Source organism: Chryseobacterium sp. c4a, from assembly GCF_009900745.1.
In the GTDB taxonomy this organism is placed as follows: domain Bacteria; phylum Bacteroidota; class Bacteroidia; order Flavobacteriales; family Weeksellaceae; genus Chryseobacterium.
Window position 1 is genome coordinate 604,166 of record NZ_WXVU01000001.1, and the last position, 17,376, is coordinate 621,541.

Annotated in this window: 23 protein-coding genes and 2 tRNA genes; 9 read left to right on the forward strand and 16 right to left on the reverse strand. The window is 33.0% G+C overall.

What is annotated here, in order from left to right; translation table 11 throughout:
- Positions 1 to 3: 3 nt before the first annotated feature.
- The 3 genes from GTR01_RS02760 to GTR01_RS02770 form a co-directional block, all read right to left on the reverse strand.
- Positions 4 to 618, reverse strand: coding sequence for a hypothetical protein (locus tag GTR01_RS02760; RefSeq protein ID WP_160136333.1), 615 nt, complete (start codon positions 616 to 618; stop codon positions 4 to 6).
- A 355-nt stretch (positions 619 to 973) separates the two neighbouring features.
- Complete coding sequence (locus tag GTR01_RS02765) at positions 974 to 1,351, reverse strand: VOC family protein (protein ID WP_160136334.1); 378 nt, start codon at positions 1,349 to 1,351, stop codon at positions 974 to 976.
- Positions 1,352 to 1,357: 6 nt separating this feature from the next.
- A complete protein-coding gene (locus GTR01_RS02770; protein WP_160136335.1) occupies positions 1,358 to 2,026 on the reverse strand; it encodes a hypothetical protein in 669 nt (222 codons plus the stop codon).
- Positions 2,027 to 2,183: 157 nt separating this feature from the next.
- Between GTR01_RS02770 and GTR01_RS02775 the strand changes: the two genes are divergently transcribed.
- Both GTR01_RS02775 and GTR01_RS02780 read left to right on the forward strand, forming a co-directional pair.
- Entirely contained in the window at positions 2,184 to 2,747 is a 564-nt protein-coding gene (locus GTR01_RS02775; RefSeq protein WP_160136336.1) for a TetR/AcrR family transcriptional regulator, read from the forward strand.
- A 39-nt stretch (positions 2,748 to 2,786) separates the two neighbouring features.
- Positions 2,787 to 4,187 carry an MFS transporter gene (locus tag GTR01_RS02780; RefSeq protein WP_160136337.1) on the forward strand — a complete coding sequence of 467 codons (1,401 nt, stop codon included), beginning with the start codon at positions 2,787 to 2,789 and terminating at the stop codon, positions 4,185 to 4,187.
- Here the strand turns inward: GTR01_RS02780 and GTR01_RS02785 are convergent, their stop codons facing one another.
- The 8 genes from GTR01_RS02785 to GTR01_RS02820 form a co-directional block, all read right to left on the reverse strand.
- Positions 4,188 to 4,619 carry a hypothetical protein gene (locus GTR01_RS02785; protein WP_160136338.1) on the reverse strand — a complete coding sequence of 144 codons (432 nt, stop codon included), beginning with the start codon at positions 4,617 to 4,619 and terminating at the stop codon, positions 4,188 to 4,190.
- Positions 4,620 to 4,837: 218 nt separating this feature from the next.
- Positions 4,838 to 5,698, reverse strand: coding sequence for a class I SAM-dependent methyltransferase (locus tag GTR01_RS02790; protein WP_160136339.1), 861 nt, complete (start codon positions 5,696 to 5,698; stop codon positions 4,838 to 4,840).
- Between the two features lie 5 nt (positions 5,699 to 5,703).
- The gene (locus GTR01_RS02795; RefSeq protein ID WP_160136340.1) at positions 5,704 to 6,435 is read right to left on the reverse strand and encodes a class I SAM-dependent methyltransferase; all 732 of its coding nucleotides are present in this window, start codon (positions 6,433 to 6,435) and stop codon (positions 5,704 to 5,706) included.
- Positions 6,436 to 6,585: 150 nt separating this feature from the next.
- A complete protein-coding gene (locus GTR01_RS02800; protein WP_185155085.1) occupies positions 6,586 to 6,786 on the reverse strand; it encodes a YqaE/Pmp3 family membrane protein in 201 nt (66 codons plus the stop codon).
- An 82-nt stretch (positions 6,787 to 6,868) separates the two neighbouring features.
- Positions 6,869 to 7,564, reverse strand: coding sequence for a M949_RS01915 family surface polysaccharide biosynthesis protein (locus tag GTR01_RS02805; protein ID WP_160136341.1), 696 nt, complete (start codon positions 7,562 to 7,564; stop codon positions 6,869 to 6,871).
- A gap of 13 nt (positions 7,565 to 7,577) precedes the next feature.
- Positions 7,578 to 7,650 (reverse strand) — tRNA-Lys (locus GTR01_RS02810).
- A 4-nt stretch (positions 7,651 to 7,654) separates the two neighbouring features.
- Positions 7,655 to 7,729, reverse strand: a tRNA-Lys gene (locus GTR01_RS02815).
- 137 nt (positions 7,730 to 7,866) lie between these two features.
- Complete coding sequence (locus GTR01_RS02820; protein WP_160136342.1) at positions 7,867 to 8,238, reverse strand: helix-turn-helix domain-containing protein; 372 nt, start codon at positions 8,236 to 8,238, stop codon at positions 7,867 to 7,869.
- A gap of 234 nt (positions 8,239 to 8,472) precedes the next feature.
- Here GTR01_RS02820 and GTR01_RS02825 point away from each other — a divergent pair, with 234 nt between their 5' ends.
- From GTR01_RS02825 to GTR01_RS02850, 6 genes are read left to right on the forward strand one after another with little or no spacing between them, the layout of a single operon-like run.
- Positions 8,473 to 8,646 carry a hypothetical protein gene (locus tag GTR01_RS02825; protein WP_160136343.1) on the forward strand — a complete coding sequence of 58 codons (174 nt, stop codon included), beginning with the start codon at positions 8,473 to 8,475 and terminating at the stop codon, positions 8,644 to 8,646.
- Positions 8,647 to 8,661: 15 nt separating this feature from the next.
- Complete coding sequence (gene gwsG / locus GTR01_RS02830) at positions 8,662 to 9,648, forward strand: grasp-with-spasm system ATP-grasp peptide maturase (RefSeq protein WP_160136344.1); 987 nt, start codon at positions 8,662 to 8,664, stop codon at positions 9,646 to 9,648.
- Positions 9,641 to 9,829 (forward strand): hypothetical protein, encoded by a 189-nt coding sequence (locus GTR01_RS02835; protein WP_160136345.1) that lies wholly within the window; start codon positions 9,641 to 9,643, stop codon positions 9,827 to 9,829. Before gwsG ends, GTR01_RS02835 begins: the two co-directional genes overlap by 8 nt.
- Positions 9,804 to 10,814 carry a hypothetical protein gene (locus GTR01_RS02840; protein WP_160136346.1) on the forward strand — a complete coding sequence of 337 codons (1,011 nt, stop codon included), beginning with the start codon at positions 9,804 to 9,806 and terminating at the stop codon, positions 10,812 to 10,814. The genes GTR01_RS02835 and GTR01_RS02840 overlap by 26 nt, the downstream gene beginning before the upstream one ends.
- Complete coding sequence (locus GTR01_RS02845) at positions 10,798 to 11,400, forward strand: hypothetical protein (protein ID WP_160136347.1); 603 nt, start codon at positions 10,798 to 10,800, stop codon at positions 11,398 to 11,400. The genes GTR01_RS02840 and GTR01_RS02845 overlap by 17 nt, the downstream gene beginning before the upstream one ends.
- 8 nt (positions 11,401 to 11,408) lie before the next feature.
- Positions 11,409 to 12,212: a GLPGLI family protein gene (locus GTR01_RS02850; protein WP_160136348.1), complete on the forward strand. Its 804-nt coding sequence runs from the start codon at positions 11,409 to 11,411 to the stop codon at positions 12,210 to 12,212.
- Here the strand turns inward: GTR01_RS02850 and GTR01_RS02855 are convergent.
- The 5 genes from GTR01_RS02855 to GTR01_RS02875 all read right to left on the reverse strand — a co-directional run bounded on the left by GTR01_RS02855 (position 12,178) and on the right by GTR01_RS02875 (position 16,626).
- Positions 12,178 to 12,351 carry a hypothetical protein gene (locus GTR01_RS02855; RefSeq protein ID WP_160136349.1) on the reverse strand — a complete coding sequence of 58 codons (174 nt, stop codon included), beginning with the start codon at positions 12,349 to 12,351 and terminating at the stop codon, positions 12,178 to 12,180. The genes GTR01_RS02850 and GTR01_RS02855 overlap by 35 nt on opposite strands.
- 20 nt (positions 12,352 to 12,371) lie before the next feature.
- Positions 12,372 to 12,785, reverse strand: coding sequence for a hypothetical protein (locus GTR01_RS02860; RefSeq protein ID WP_160136350.1), 414 nt, complete (start codon positions 12,783 to 12,785; stop codon positions 12,372 to 12,374).
- Between the two features lie 25 nt (positions 12,786 to 12,810).
- On the reverse strand, positions 12,811 to 13,194 hold the full coding sequence (locus GTR01_RS02865; RefSeq protein WP_160136351.1) for a tetratricopeptide repeat protein: 384 nt from the start codon (positions 13,192 to 13,194) through the stop codon (positions 12,811 to 12,813).
- Positions 13,195 to 13,339: 145 nt separating this feature from the next.
- Entirely contained in the window at positions 13,340 to 14,380 is a 1,041-nt protein-coding gene (locus GTR01_RS02870; protein WP_160136352.1) for a hypothetical protein, read from the reverse strand.
- 227 nt (positions 14,381 to 14,607) lie between these two features.
- Positions 14,608 to 16,626, reverse strand: a complete 2,019-nt coding sequence (locus tag GTR01_RS02875) for a M3 family metallopeptidase (RefSeq protein ID WP_160136353.1) — start codon at positions 16,624 to 16,626, stop codon at positions 14,608 to 14,610.
- 213 nt (positions 16,627 to 16,839) lie between these two features.
- Between GTR01_RS02875 and GTR01_RS02880 the strand changes: the two genes are divergently transcribed.
- Positions 16,840 to 17,364, forward strand: coding sequence for an SRPBCC family protein (locus tag GTR01_RS02880; RefSeq protein ID WP_160136354.1), 525 nt, complete (start codon positions 16,840 to 16,842; stop codon positions 17,362 to 17,364).
- Positions 17,365 to 17,376 lie beyond the last annotated feature (12 nt).

Consider the following 17,376-nt stretch of genomic DNA (forward strand, 5'->3'; position numbering starts at 1 on the left):
AAACTATAGTTGAATGATAGAGCCCTTATAAAATTTAGTAAGGTCATACAGATCGGTAAAGTATTTTTGGAGATCTGTATTGCTTTTATCATCGAGGGGTTTTATTCCGGAATGATTTTCTGCCAATGCATATAAAGATGGGTAATCAGGTTTCAGATAATCAGAAAGAATATTTTCTTTGTTCTGTTCTCTGCCGATTATTTCAGTGAGGAATATTCCGTAGATCAAAAATTGGGTGAAATTCTGGGCATTTATAATATAATTCAAATTTTCTTTGGACAGTTGCTCATAATTGGTAAGAACCTGCAGGTAGTTTTGTGTATGTAAAGGTGATTGTATTTCGTAAAAAAGATCAATACCATTAATGAATAGTTGTGTTTTTATTTCTTCATGATCAGAAGGGTAGCTTTTACTAAACCATAAAAATATATTGAGAAGCTCTTGCTGAGTAAGTTCTTCCACTGAGTCCTTTACTTTATCTTTTATGATCTCAAGGCTGGCTTTTCCGTCAGGCTGAAGGAAGCTCAGAAAATTCTCTTCTTCACGGCAAAGCTTATTGTACAAATTGATTTTGGCAATATTTGGGTTGGTTTTGATGAAATAAAGTTCTTCTGTCATAACGAATCACCAAATATTTTTATAAAAATGGTAATTAAAGATACAAAATATGCTGAAACATAGATTGAAAAATGTTATGCGATGAATGGAATCCGTTTTTAATATGGAAGCGGGAAGATGGTGGCTAGAGGTTTTGGATCCTATAGAAACAAAGAATTTTCTGATATCAAATAGCGTTTTAAAAATTATTTTAAATCGAAAATAAGCACGTCGCAGATAATCGCGCTTACGTGGTTCATACTTAATACCGAAATAATCAATTATTTTATTAGTAAAACTCAATGTTTCAATAACGGAAAATTTTGCTTGTATGTACTTCATAACTTCCATCCTCCATCTTCCTTTCCTAATACTTTCAAATCGTTTCATGCAAAGCAATCCTGTTTCCTTCGGAATCTTCAAATTCAGCCACTGCAAAACCATATTTTTCATCCGTTCTTTTGGGATAAAGAATTTTTCCTGCATGCTGAAGAACCTTCTCCAATGTCGCATCAATACTTTCTGTTTTAAAATAAATAATAACCCCGTTTTGAGTAGGCTTATACACATCGCCTTTAGCTAAAGCTCCGGTAATTCCACTGTTTTTTTCCTCAAAAGGGAAGAGAGCCATTTCATACTGATCGATAATTTCCTTTTCAAAACTGAAATTGAATACAGCTGAATAAAATTTTTCTGCACGTTTAAGATCATTAACAGGGATTTCAAAATAAACAACAGGATTGGATGAATTCATGAAAATTTATTTTTTAAATGATGGAAGTTCTTTTATTTCTGGCTTAAACTGTATTTCTGCAGCTATTGATTGGAGAAGAGATCTGGCAACGGAAAGCGGATGTTCCGGGAATTCATGATCGTATTTCTCCAATTCGGATTTATTCATCAGTGTTCCTTGCTTAAAATCGGGATCATAAGGATCTTCAAACCAATTAGCTATCGTCTCTTCTTCAATGGTTACTTCTCCGGTTTCAATCAGGTTGTTGAGAATAACGGCATCTCTCATTCCTGTAATGCCAATTTCGTTAGCCTGAATTTTCACAACATAGCTACAGTTTTCAAAAGGAATGGTGATAGAGGCAATATAGATCATCCCGGTTTCCTGCTGCGGAACTTTGATAATGGTTTTTACGCAAGGAATATCGTGGATTTGGACAATATCCGTTTCAATAGTACCACCATTGGAGGTTGCAGCAATATTTCTGTAAAATTTCTTCAGATAGGCAAGATCTTTAGCTGTAGGAAGATCAGGTTCTTTGTCAAAATAATGTAAAACAATCAGTGCAGACTGTTGTGGATTTACCCATCTGATAGCATGATGATCCTCAGATACCTTCTCCCATCCCTGATCGGGAATGATTACAGAATGGAGATTAACTTTTATTTTTTTCTTCTTGCTGAAAAATTTGAACATGGCTGATCTTTTAGCTTAAAGATCGTATTATTTTGACAATTAAAAGAATTTCAGGAAAAGAAATTTGAAGATATTTTAATGAGCAGATAGACATTCTCAATCAATAAAAATAGATAGACTTCTCTATTTTTTATGTAGCTTTGTTAAAATTTTCAGGATGAAAAAAGAAAAAGTACGCGATAGGATCATTAGAGTAGCTTCTGAATTATTTTATAAACAAGGATACAATTCTACAGGAATCAATCAGATTATTGCTGAGGCAGATATTGCGATTGGATCGTTGTATAATCATTTTGCATCCAAAAATGACCTTCTTCAAGCCTATCTGATTAAAGAAGAACAAGATTGGTTTCAAGGGTTTGAAAAAAGTATTGCCTCTATTTCTCATCCGAAAGAAAAGATATCAGCCATCATCGATTATCGTAAAAAATTACAGAAATCATCAAAGTTTGCAGGTTGCCCTTTCATCAAAATTGTTTCGGAAACCGGAGATGGAAATACAGCTGTATCTGCTTTTGCAAAAAATCATAAAGAAAAACAAAAGGTGATGATCAGCAATATTGTAAAAGAATATGATAATGAACATCAGCTATCGGACTCTGAAGCAACTACCGAAAATATATTTTTACTAATAGAAGGAGCCGTGATAACATCTACCATTACTAAAAATAATGACTCTTTTGATCAGGTTAAAAAAATGATTCAGGGTTTATTACCCTAATTTTTTTATGAATTTAAAAATAGATATATCTATATAATTATGAAATGTAACTATTTGAAATTGTTTGTTATACTTTTTGGTCAGTTATTAACGATCATGGATATTTTCATTATTAATGTCTCCATACCCTCTATACAGCGTGATATTCAGGCTTCTAATGGTGAAATGCAGTTGATGATTGCAGCTTATCTCATCGGATTTGCTTCTTTTCTGATTACTGGAGGCCGAATGGGAGATGTATATGGGAGAAAAAAGATTTTTATTCTTGGGTTGATTTTCTTTATGGTAAGTTCAATAGCTTGTGGAATTTCACAAGGAGCGATACAACTCATGATTTCAAGGCTGGTACAGGGAATAAGTGCGGCATTGATGGCTCCTCAGGTGCTTTCGATGATTCAGATTTTATTTACTAAGCATCAACAGCGTACCAAAGCAATGGGTTGGTACGGAATTACTATTGGAATCGGAACCATTGCAGGGCAGTTTCTGGGCGGATACTTTTCATCATTGACAGCTTTTGAAGAGCCATGGCGGCTTATTTTTCTGATCAATATTCCAATAGGTCTGATCGCCATTATTTTTAGTCTTTGGATACTGGTAGAATCTAAAGTGAATACTAAAGAATCCTTTGATGTGGGAGGTGTTGTTCTATTATCCATGGGACTTTTCAGTATAACATATGCACTTACCGCTTCTGAGAAAGACGGTTTTTCAATTCAGAGTATAGTATTGATTGTCATTTCTATCTGTATTTTGATCTACTTTATAAAAAATCAACAGCTTAAATTAAAAAACAAAAAATCATACCTTGTTGATTTTGAATTATTTCATTATAAAAATTTCAATCTGGGGATTATTGCCGTTTCTTTCTTTTTTATCATGCTGGATTCTTATTTCTATATTCTGTCTTTATTCTTTCAGGATGGATTGAAGATGAGTCCGTTGAGTGCAGGTGAAATTATTGTGTTTCAAGGCTTTGGATTTATACTGGCTTCTGCTTTTTCAGTAAAATTGATTCTGAAATATGGGAAAAAAGCCTTGTTGGCAGGACTTGGCTTTATTGTGCTGGTGCTGATTCTTCAGATTATTTTCTTCAATAGCGATACTGAATTTTACCTGTTTTATGTATTGTTGTTTTTGCATGGAGCAGGAGTAGGCTCTGTAATTCCTTCACTAGCCAATATTGCTCTTTCGGGAATGCCTGAAAAGCTGATAGGAAATGCTTCCGGAGTTTATAATACCTTCCAGCAGATTGCTGCGATCATCGGAATTGTAGCTGTCGGAAGTGTGTTTTATTATTTTCTCGGAGATAAACCTTTGGTAGAGCATTATCATACCGCATTTACAATAGCTATCCTGATTAATATTATATGCCTGATTATCGTTTTGGCGGCTATTTTTAAAGTACCGGATCATGTTCTTCCTAAAAGCAGAAGATAATTATTGAATTGCCCATTCAACAAAACGGTTCATCACTTCTTCCCAATGAGGTTGATCATGATTAGGTTCTCCGTTTTCCACTTCAAAAAAATGATGATCGGTATTCAGGTATCTTTTATAGGTTAAATTATTCTTATAGGCTCTGATGAAATAAAGCGGAACAAGGTCGCAAAGGTCACTGGCAATATCATTGGATCCGTACGCCATATAAATCGGTTTATTGAAGGCTAGCCAGTCATCAAGCAAAGGAACGGAAAAGGATTTCCAAGACAATAATGAAGGTTTCTTTTTCAGTATTTCAGGATCATTGGCATCCTTGTAGAGTTGATATTGTTCTGCAATAACAAGTGTTTCAGGCATTGAAACAATCACCAAATGATAGTACTTTTTAATGTTTTTGATATCAAAATTGGCAATACCGTCGCCAATCATTCACATTCCTTTTTTGAATTTACATACGTAGATTCATTGTTGATAACCTTTCCGCTTTGAGAAAAAAATAAAGATGAGGAAAGAATGAATAAAGGTGATAAGTATCTAAGTAAAAATTTCACAGAGAATAATTGATTTTAAAATTTCGTTTTATTAGAAACAAATTTCTTTTGAGAAAATAATAACAGGTTTAAATGTTTCATGGAGTATAGTTTTAGTTATACAGAAAATGATGTAGTAGCAAGTAGGAATATTTCACCACTGGCAGGGGTTAGTCCATCTGTTCTGTCAGAGAAATAGAGATTTCGGATATCGGATGTAGAAATAATCTCGGTGCGATCAAAACAGGCATCTTGAGCTAAAAATAAAACTTCAGAAGGGCTAAAGAAGCTCACAAACGGAGTTCCTGCTTCACGAGCCCCTTTTTCGGCCATTTCCTGCATAGGCTGATCTTCTTCTTCCAATAAATCTATGGGAAGATAAAAAGCCATGGCTAATGTAGAACTGGGAGCCAGTGTTGCTATTTGTTTCAGGGTAGAAATTATGGCTTCTTTGGTAAGATAGAGCGTAACTCCGGTACAGACAATTACAGCAGGTTTGTCAGAATTGAAACCTGCTTTTATCAGTTCATTCCACCATGAAGAAACTTCAAAATCAACCGGAACAAAATGAAGATTTTTTGGTAATCCGTATCCTGTTTCTTCTAGCCGTTTTTGCTTCCACGCCAATGTTTCAGGTTGATCTATTTCAAAAATTTGTAGTTTTGAAGCAATATCCTGCCTTCTTTGCGCAAAAGTGTCAAGTCCTGAGCCAAGGATAACATACTGATGAGTTCCTTTTTCACTTTCACGAATTATTACATCTTCGATGAATCTGGAACGAGCTACAATAGAGGCTCTTAGCCTTTTGGTATATTTCATATCCGGACGTTCCTGCCATCCTTCCTCGGGAGCAATAAGCTGTAATCCTATTTCATCTTCAAGAACATATGGGGCATCATCAATCTGAACATGTAAACCTCTCCATAAAGCTGTTCTTACAGCAGTATTGTCAGGTTGGAGAAGAATTTGATCGTTCATAGGATTTATTTTTCTGCGGAGATTAATAACATCATAGGTCTGCGGAGTTCTTCTTTCATTTCCGGAATTTCTTTCAGCATTTCAGAGCTGGGTTCCGGTTCAATAATTTCTTTGATTTTGAAACCATGTTTCAGTAAAGTATTCAGATAAGAGGTGAGAGTTCTGTGGTATTTAATAACGTTTTCACCTAAAAATGTTGTATTTCTTTTTCCCTCCATAAAATATCGATCAACGGGCCAGCTGGTTTTTTCTCCCTCTTTATCGTAAACCCAGTCCTGACTTCCTTCAGCGGTAAAGACAGGATGTTCCACTGAAAATACAAAATGCCCGCCTGAAGTTAACCATCGATAAATATTTTGGACAATGGTATCGAATGATTCCATATAATGTAGGGTAAGTGAACTTAAAATAATATCAAACTGCTCTGCCGGATAGTCAACATCTTCCAAAGCTTTTCTTTCGTAGATAATACCTTTCAGAGTATTGATCTCTCTTGCTTTAGTAAGCATTTTTTCAGAAAGATCAATGCCAATAACGGATGTTGCTCCGTTTTCTATTGCATATCGACAATGCCATCCGAATCCACAGCCAAGATCAAGTACATTTTTCCCTTTAAAATTGGGTAACATATTTTTCAAAGCATGCCACTCTCCGGCACCTTCCAGCCCCAATTGGGAACGGAGCATTTTCTCATACTGGTCAAAAAAAGACGGATTATCGTATTTATTTTCTTTCATGGCAGAGAATATTTGCTGTTTATGAAATTGAGATTAATGAATGATAAAATTACAACTATTAGCCGGGAAATTTTAGAACGAGGATTCTGTTTTTTCAAAAAAAAATCCTTTACCGAAATAAAGGATTGAATGTATAGTGTAAAAATGATTTTATTTTCTGCCCTCACGAACTGCTCGAATTAAATCTTCGTTTCGCTTGTTAGCTCTGTCATTATTTAGAGACATCACCGCCCAAATTGCAGCCGGAAGCCATCCAATTAAGGTAATCTGTAAAATAAAACAGATAATTCCGGTGAGAATCTTTCCTCTGACAATAAAAGAGAGAAAAGGAAGTACAATAGCTAAAAACATGATTTAAATTTTTAAGGTTATTATATCGTTTTAGGTATTAAATATATTGATTTTTAGGGTAATGAAAAAAAAAGGGAACCGATTAATCTTTCATATTCTTATTCCATAGAGCTTCAGCATAGTCTCTGAATTCTTTTGGGCCTTGCTGGAAAGCCTTGTCAAAAGTATAAGATCCTCCTGCAAATACAGGCTTACCATGATTTTCCATTCCGGTTTGTATTTTTGTTTCTCCACGCATGGCAAACTTTTGTTTTCCTTCATACATGATGATTTTTAAATCGGAAGGACTTACATCTCCTTTACAGGCCATTTTATACATCATCCAAACTTCAGCGATCCCGTTTTTATCAAGATCTGTTACCGCTAAAGTATTTTTCTTGAATTCAGCATCAATGTCTACCATACAGTCTTTAACGAAATCATTAACTTTCCATACGAGCTGATTATTTTCCAAAGAATAGCACTGGGCAAAAACTTCAGCATCACTGCCATCATTTTCATGGGGAAAATTTTCATTGATATAGACTCCGGTTTCGGAAGTAATAACAGCATATTCTCCGGTTTTATCTTTCCATCGGAATCCGTCTTTAAAGTTTCCTTTATATTTCAATGCTGCTGGAACCTGAGCAGAGTCTATTTTGGTAGTGGTTAAAGAGTTTGTTTTTTCTACCTGATTAACTTCCGGAGATTGAGCTTCTGAAAGAGTGTCTTTTTTTTCTTCTTTACAGTTTAAAAGGAATAGAAACGGAAGGCAATAGAGTAGATGCGTTTTTTTCATAGATTATTTTTTGGTCTGCTAACAGGGCTCGAACCTGTGTCCTCCCGGATGAAGAGCCGGGTGCTCTGCCGCTGAGCTATATCAGAAATTAGGATAGGTGCAGGGCTCGAACCTGCGTCAATCCGGTTAAAGAGCCGGATGTTCTACCACTGAACTAACCTATCCTTTATTTTTTCTTCAGAGTTTTCCAGAAAAATATTTGTTTTTTTCCTATTTTATAAAAGAAAATTTTGAACAAAGGAACAACGAACGGCAATCGTTTTGAAAAAACGGGTAGTCTGAGGAAGTGACGACTGAAAAATTTATTTATTATTATTTAGCATATTGCGTAAAAAAAGAATTTCGTTCTTCAGTTCCTCTAAGTTCCTGTCTTTCTCCTCCAGTCTTTTTTCATACTGTTCTTTCAGTTCTTCAGAAAAATTTTTATTGATAATAGCAGCATTATCTCCCTTGTCATTATGCTGGTTAAAAACAATCCCTTTCTCTGCTAACCAGGATAAAATATCCACTTCTAAAACAGCTTCTATTTTAGCTAGATAGTCTAACGAGGGAGTGCTCTTATCACTCTCCCAGTTGGAGATTGTTTTTTGTGTTGTTTTTAGCATGAGTGCCAATTCTTCCTGGCTTATCCTTTTACTTTCTCTTGCTTGTTTAAGTTTTGCACCTATTACCATATTGTAAAGATAAATAATTTAGGAATTCTTTTCTGAAAATTAGAAAAATACGTTATAAGCTTATATAAAAATATTGTTTACTTTCGATTAGTGCAAAATAAGAAAAAAATGCGACATGTTTAATTATTCACTGTAAGTACCTTTGTATAAACTATTTAACATAATAAAAAACTCACTATTAATTAGAGTTATTTATTAAAATTTTATATTTTTAACTTATAAACAAAATCAATTATGAAAAAATTAACATCATTAAAAAATGGTAAAGTACTTAACACAGGTAGCCTAAAACAGATTCAAGGAGGCAAAAGGCTTCCTGATGGTGTATGTAGTGGTACCGGAACTGCTAACGATCCTTATGTTTTAGCATCAGTAGTTATTCCTTCTGGCGCATCTGATGGATGCTAGTATAGGACTTTAATTATGGCTTCTTCTATATGGGGAAGCCTTTTTTTAATTATGATTTTAATTTTATCTACTACCCATGATGACGATACCAATGTTGTTATGGAACATTTAGCGAATATGGGGGAAATCTGTATTCGTATCAACGATATCGATATTTTTAATGGAACAACAAGAATATATTATAAAATTTCTTCTCCTACTTCTTTAACTGTTGAGAATGAATTAATTGGGAGCGTAGATTTGAGCCAGGTTAAAGTAGTATGGTATAGAAAATGGGGTAATTTTAATAAATATAAAGATTTACTTAATGAGAATATTTCAAACGAAATGTTCCAATATTTACACTCAGAGTATTCTGGTATTTTAAAAACGATCCTATATTTTTTGAATGATAAAAAATGGATAAATCATCATTCTAATATCAGCAGATTGAATAAAATTGAAATGTTGACTATTGCAAGCAATATAGGACTAAAAATTCCTTCCACAGTAATTGCAAATAATTTTTATACTGGGGAGAAAGATTGGATAACCAAGTCTATTAATGAAGGAACTGTAATTAGCCATAATCAAAAAAACTTTCCTCTAATGACAGTAGAATATAATAATTCTATAATTTTCTTTTTTCCAAGCCTATTTCAGCAGCATATTTATAAAGAATATGAACTTCGGGTTTTCCATTTAAATGGGAAAAATTATCCTATGGCTGTATTTTCTCAAAATGATAAGCAAACTTCTGTAGATTTCAGGAATTATAACCAGAATAAACCGAATCGATTTATCCCTTACCAATTACCTGAAGATTTAAATAACAAAATTTGCCAACTAATGAAAACATGCCACATAGATACAGGTTCTATTGATATTATAAAAGGGATAGATGGGGAATATTATTTTTTAGAAATTAATCCCTCTGGACAATTTAGAATGACATCTTACCATTGTAACTATAACCTGCATTATGAACTGGCAAAACAGTTAAAAAGAATGAATGATGAATAAAAGCTTACTACAGGAACTTAACCCGCATAAAAAAGAATTATTTCCTGCTATTTTTGCTCAGGTTACCGAGAATAAAAAATTAGTAACACAGTCACTAAGAAAAATTGAGGCTAAAAAGTATCAGTCAGAAATTTTTTGTTTAAAATCTTATAAAGATGGAATTAACCCACCTAAACCTTGATATTAATAAAAGATGTTTTTTTTTTGCATGTTGTATCCCAGTGAAAGGCATTCAATTAGGGGCTATTTACGATTTGCAAAGGGATGATATTGAACGGGTTCCTAATTCTATTATTGATTTTATTCATAATATTCATTCCAAAACTGTAGTGAGTATTATAGAAGAATGGAAAGATGATGAAATTGCGCAGGAATATATAGAATTTCTGATTGAAAAAGAGTTTATTTTTTTTGCAAATGAAGACCATTTTCCAAATCTTTCAGATGATTGTTTTAATGATGATGTTTCAAAAATTGAATTTGCTACAATTCTTTTATCAGATGATTTGATAAAAGAAGCACAACATATTTCGGATAGGGTTGATTATTTGGGAGTTAAACGTTTACATTTACATTTTTCGCCTGATATGGACGTGCAAGAAATTCATAATTTACTAAATTCTCTTCAAAAATCATGTGTTATAGATTTATCTGTATCATTGCCTTACCAGAAAAATTTTACTACGTCTAGAGTATTAAAAGAACAAAGATTAAAAAGTATTTATTTCTATCAATCTCCCTATTCTAAGGAAGATAACTATGGTAGAATAAATTTATATTATTTAAAGCAAAATGAGAATAGTTTATTTGTACCCAAATCGAGTATTGATACAATAGCTATCAATCATAGAGCATTTCTGACAGCAAAAAAATATAATCTCGGCTTATATAAAACTATCCTCGTAGATTATTTGGGGAGAATAAGGTTAAATGGTACAGATAAAAAAGACTATGGCTCATTTTTAGGCTCTAAGGATGAAATTGACAGAAGTTTATTAATCCTCTCCGAATTATGGAATTTAAATAGGAATAAAATTAACCCATGTAAGAACTGTGAATTAAGATATGCCTGTACTGCTAGTTTTATTCCAGAATATGACCAGGAAAAAGAAGAATATTTCGTAAATTGTAATTATAATATTCACACTAATGAATGGATTTATTAAATATATAATTATATTGGCTTTATTCTGCTTAACGAGTTGTCAAAATTTTTATTTTTTAAAAGAGCAAAGAGTAGAATCTGACAAGCACTCATACTGGAAGTTTAAGCTATACTTTGATCAAGGCAAAAATCAATTAGATTTTTATACTTATGGGGATTATGTATATAACAAAGTAAATAAACAATATATATATTTCACTTCTTCAGAAATGAAAAAATTGCTATATCATAGTATCCCACAAAATTATACAGAGCAGTTTTTATTTATGTATACTTATCAGCCTACATTTTCAAATATTTTAGGCTTTTATTATAAAGGAGTTTCTATTGAGGAAGTGAAAAAAAGATATTCTGAAATACCACATAAAGAAGACCTAAACCAAGTTTTTTCTTGTTACCCTTTCGAAAAATTTCAGGTTTTTGATTTGTTCAAAAAAGTAGATGGTGGAGTGATAAGGTTTGTAGCAATAAATAATCCTAACTATCCTAAAGATCCCGACTATAAAATGTTTAACAAAGAAATTAATGATATGTTCTTTGAAAATAATAATTTATTATGGGATGGATATGTAGAACCTCTTAATTAAAAAGCTTTATGAAAAAAAATATTTTAACTTTCCTTTTTATTTTATCCTGCTTTGCTGCTTTTCAGGGACAGACATTTAGAACTTATTATCAGATGACATACAAAGTAGATTCTACAAAAAATGAATCAGTAAATAAAAAGATGCTATTAGATGTCAAAGATGAAATTTCGAAATTTTACTCTTACGATTTGTATCATATAGATTCGTTAGCACTTCATAATGTAGATGTTCGGACAAAATCAACGGATTTTGATTTTTTGATAACAAAAAACAAAAAAGAGAATAAAATAGAGAAATATTATATAATTGGGTTGGACAGGTATTCTCTGAAAGAAGACTGGCCTAAATTAGATTGGAAAATTACAGAAGAAACAAAAAATATTGATAATGTAAACTGCCAAAAAGCTACTTTACATTATAAGGGGAGAGACTGGACAGCCTGGTTTGCTAAAGAAATTCCTTTTCAGGAAGGACCTTATGTTTTTAACTCTTTGCCTGGTCTTATAGTAGACATGAGAGATTCAGGATATAATTATATTTTTACAATGACTGAACTTAAAAAAGATAATGGAGAAGTTAATATGGAAAACGATTTCATTCCGGTTACTCAAAAACAATTAAACAAACTTTATTTGGATTATTATAATGATCCTTACAAGGAACTCAAAGCAGGAAAAGCAGTAATGAAGGTTGTGGATGAGTCAGGAAGAGTAATAACCCCTAACTTTAAGCAGCTTACTGAATTTAAACAAAAGTTTATAAAAAATAATAATAATCCTATTGAGTTGGCAGATGCTGTAAAGTATCCATAAATGACCGTCCTTTGAACTGTTTGGAAGCCAGTTCATGAATAGCTAATTGTCCTCTCATTAATTCAACGATCATTTCCGCAACATCTTCGGGGCGGCGGCGCTGATCTAATGATTGATAAAGTTGTTCAATGGTGTTCATTCCTTATTATTTTGCTTTTTTTATGAAATTAATTCTTTCAATGTTTTATCCGTTTTCATCAGCTCTCCCTGAGGAATCTGATGATTAAGATAAGTAAACAGCAAATCGGTTACCCAAGTATTTTCAAGATCATGGATATAATAAGACGATATTAATCCAAAGTCATCTGAAATATAAGCGGGTAATTCAGATGAGCCTGTAGCTTTGAAAATAGAGATGAAAATTTCTTTTCGGAATTGCGTAATAGCATCTTCAGTTTCTTCATCTATTTCTTTTCCATCCACAGTTTGATAAGCTTTCATCCAAGCATCAGAAAACTCTGAGGAATCTCTGTTGTCCAGGATTTTATCAATCTTTTCTGAATCAATATGGTGAAGAGCAGCTTTTAATGCATAATTAAAAGCTGTTTCTAATGTATTTAATTTTTCTGTCATAATTAAAAAGATACCACAAAGACATTTATTGAGCTTGAGGATCAAAATAGGCTTTAAAAGTAAGTGGGTTCTCCACTTTTTCTTCAGCTTCTTCAAGATATTCTAAATATTCTGACTGATGTTTTTCCATATAAACCATCACAATGGCTAGATTTACAAAAAGATTTTTATCCTCAGAACCTAATTTTAAAGCTGTTTTTAAATAATCCAATGCCTTCTCATTTTCTCCTATATCAGAATAAATTGCCCCAATGTTGATGAGTGCAGAGGTATTCTCCGGTTCAATAAGTAGAATTTCATCTAGTTCTTTAACCAGAAGATCGTTTAGAGCATCCCAATGGTCATCATTTTCCCATCTTTTCGCCTGGAGCTTTTTTACGTTTTCTAGTCTTTTTGTTATTGTATTCATGATTTAAAATTACTGAATTATTTTTCTTCCGTATAATCCCTTCTTTCAGTTGTGGTTTCCAGTGTAGCAGGCCGGAATATCTGATAAAAATTTCATTTATAGCAGACAATTTCAATTGTAAAATTGGGATGACTTTGAGATGTTTTTAATCCTGTATTGTAGATAAGATTCCATTATTGAAATACAGATAGGTTCCAAAACCATAAACCCATTGTTCATGAGCGTATCCTTTCATGGTAATTCTGTTGATATCCAAAGGTTCTCCCCATGCAATTCTACACATTTCCATACTCATTCCTATGGCAACTCTATGGTCAGCAATCATACTTCCGAATTTTGCACCATACTTGTTGATGTATATTTGTTTGGATTTTTTATCTTCTGCAATACGTTTTTGCTCATCTGCTTTTTCCTGCTTCATCTTTTGAGCTTCTGCTAATTTTTTCTCCTCCTGAATTTTATTGTATTGGGCTTCAGTAATGAAAGAACTGCGTAATTTGTCGATGTCTAATACTACTGAATAGTTTTTATTCGTAAGATAAAAAAGAGGTGTTAAATATTTTTGATTAGAAGTTTCAGTTAAGCTTAAATCTTCACAAAACCATATTTGTTTAGGTTCAATATCCAGAACTTTTCCCGTTTTACTGTCAATTAATTCTGAAATGTATTTTTTAGCAACCAAGTTTTGTCCTACAAAATCTTTTTTAGCTTTTTCAAAATAAGGAACGAGAAGAAAAGGATAATTTTGAATAGAGCTTGCCATATCTACATGCCAATATAAAGAATCTCCGGTTTTATCATCTTTTAGTTTTACCTTCAATTCTGCACTATTTTTAAGAACATCCGAAGGCATATCTTCCAGTTTTTTATAATGTCGATTACTGGAATATTTATCTCTTGCAGTAATATCCAAAATGGTAAAGTATTTTCCATCTGCATCGGATAAAATATCCAGGTAATTCATACTGCTAGAAGATTTGTATTTCTTTGACTGGGGTTTATAAAATACTTTATATCCTACATATTGTTTATAATCCACAAATCTTTGCTGTAGTTGAATGTTGCTTAAACTGTCAAAAGCCTTTGGTTTATAATAAGGTTTTTCAACTAAGCTTTCGTTTCTGATGGTAACTTGTGAATAGACGAAATTCGAAATAAAAAGGAATAAAAATAATATAGTTTTCATAATTGTTTTTAAGGTGCGAAACTATAAAAAATATATAATAAAGAAAATTAATATTGATACTTTGTTTCAGCATCCGGCCTATTCTCAATGCTGAAAATGTAATCCAAATTCAAAGGATTTTCCATCATAATAAACTTGACAGACAATATCTCTGATTATTTCCATTGATTCGGTATAAAAAAAACCATTAAGCTTTACTAAGTCTTAATGGTTTTCAATATTATTTTTTATCCAAACGCCCTCTTCAGCAAGCTTTCCACTTTAGGCTCACTTCCTCTAAAGGCTTTATACAGTTCCATAGGATCTTTTGTTCCTCCTGAAGAAAGAAGTACTTTATATTTGGCTGCAATTTCCGGATTGAAAATTCCATTTTCTTTAAAATACTGGAACGCATCAGCATCCAATACTTCTGCCCATTTATAAGAATAATATCCTGCAGAATAACCACCCTGGAAAATGTGTGAGAAACTTGGGCTCATTGCTGTCTCAGGATTGGAAGGGTAAAGTGCTGTCGCTTTAGTGTATCGATCTTCAAACTCTTTTACACTTTCATTCTCCAGCTCTGCCACTTTGGTGTGATAATTCATATCCAGTAATCCGAAACCTAATTGTCTTAGCGTCTGGTAACCTTCCATAAAGTTTTTAGATTGTTCGATTTTTTCAATTTTTTCGTCAGGAAGAACTTCTCCTGTTTTATAATGTTTCGCAAAAGTTTTCAAAAATTCTGGCTCATAGCAGAAGTTCTCCAAAAACTGAGAGGGTAACTCCACAAAATCCCATTTCACGGAAGTTCCGGATAAAGTAGGGTATTGTGTATCTGCCATCATTCCGTGAAGCGCATGTCCGAATTCGTGGAATAACGTCGTTACCTCCTGAAATGTTAATAAGCTAGGCGTATCTTTTGTCGGCTTGCTGAAGTTACAAACAATAGAAATATGTGGACGTGAGTTTTCTCCGTTCTGTTTATATTGATTTTTATAGCTGGTCATCCATGCTCCGGCTCTTTTCCCTTTTCTTGGGAAATAATCTACATAAAGGAGAGATTTATAATTTCCGTTTTCTTTTACTTCGTACACTTTTACATCTTCGTGGTATTTCGGAATATCATTTCTTTCCTCAAAAGTTAATCCGAATAGTTTTCCAGCCAATCCAAAAACAGCATCCTGAACCTGGTTTAATGGGAAATAAGGCTTCAGCTCTTCATCATTAAGATCATATTTTGCTTTACGAAGTTTTTCAGCATAGAAAGCATGATCATAGCTTTGCATATCTTCAATTCCATCTGCTTTTGCTAAAGATTTCAGTTCATCAATTTCTTTGCCAGCGTAAGGAGTAGCTTTGGTTAAAAGTTCATTTAAAAAATCAACAACTTTTGCCGGAGATTTTGCCATTCTTTCTTCTAACACATATTCTGCATAGTCTTTATATCCTAAAAGCTCAGCTTTCTGTTGTTTTAATTGTAGAAGTTCTTTGATGAGGTTTTGATTGTCGTGTTCTCCGCCATCAAAGGATTTTTTACCATTTGCTAATGCCAGTTCCTTTCTCAGTTCACGGTTTTCAGCATAGGTCATAAATGGAATATAGCTTGGATATTGTAAAGTTACTACCCAGCCTTCAAGATTTCTTTCTTTAGCTTCCTCAGCAAACTGTTCAATAATCGCTTCCGGAATTCCTGCTAATTGTTCTTTATCCGTAATATGTTTGAAATAGGCATTAGTAGAAGCCAGTACATTTTGTCCGAACTGAAGAGATTTTATTGAAAGATCCATGCTGATCTTTTTTAACTTTTCTTTGTCTTCTTCATTTAGAAGAGCACCGCTTCTTACAAAACCTTTATAAGTTTCATTTAAAAGCATTTTCTGCTCTTCATTAAGAGTATATTTTTCCTTTTCATCATAAACCTTTTTGATTTTGTTGAAAAGCGCTTCGTTCTGAGAAATTTTGGAAGAATATTCTGTTAAAATCGGAGAAACTTCCTGAGCAATCTGTTGGATTTCATCGCTGGTTTCTGCAGAATTTAAATTGAAAAAGATATTAGAAACCACATCCAATTGCTCGCCGGAATAGGCTAATGCTTCAATAACATTCTCAAAAGTAGGAGCTTCGGGATTGTCAACAATAGCATTGATTTCTTCCTCAGATTTTTGAATTAATTCCTTAAATGCTGGAAGATAATCTTCATTTTTAATGTCACCGAATGGTGCTGAGTGATATGGAGTGTTAAATTTTTCGGTTAAAATATTCATTTTTCGATTTTTAGTTAAACGTAAATGTAAGGATTCATCAGGGAATCCCAGCTGAAATGCTCAAAAATAATGCCCAAAAGCCAAGGTGTGACAAAAATGCCTTATCTTTAAATAATCTTGTCCTATGCAAAGAGGGGATGATGTCAGAATATTTAATTTTGAAAGCAGATGAGAGACTCATTTTGAAATAAAACAACCTTAAATAAATAGACTATGAAAACACTCTTAAAATTTATCGGCATTATTCTTTTGCTGGTTATCGTATATGCTGTTATTGCCATGCTGGCTTTCAGTAAAGATTATCACTATGAAAAATCTGTTGTTATTAATGCCCCAAAGGAAAAAGTATGGCAATATGCAGGCTCCTTAAAAGGATATAATATGTGGGATCCTTTTTCAAAAGAAATAAAAAATATTAAGATCACTTATTCCGGAGAAGGAGATAAAATGGGTGATTCCTATCACTGGAAAGGGGATGATAGTGAAGGTGAGCAAACTATTACAGAAATAGCTCCTAATGAAAAACTGGGTACCCAGCTTCATTTTATAAAACCTTTTGAAGGAAATGCCAAAAGTGCAATTGTACTAACTCCTGAAGGAAATGGAACGAAAGTAACATGGATGATTGATAATGAGTTGAATACCATGATGAAGATCATGAAACCTATGATGGACAGTAATATGGATAAAATGTTCGGCCAGGGACTGAATGACCTGAAGAAATTATCAGAAAAATAAATAAGAAGCCTT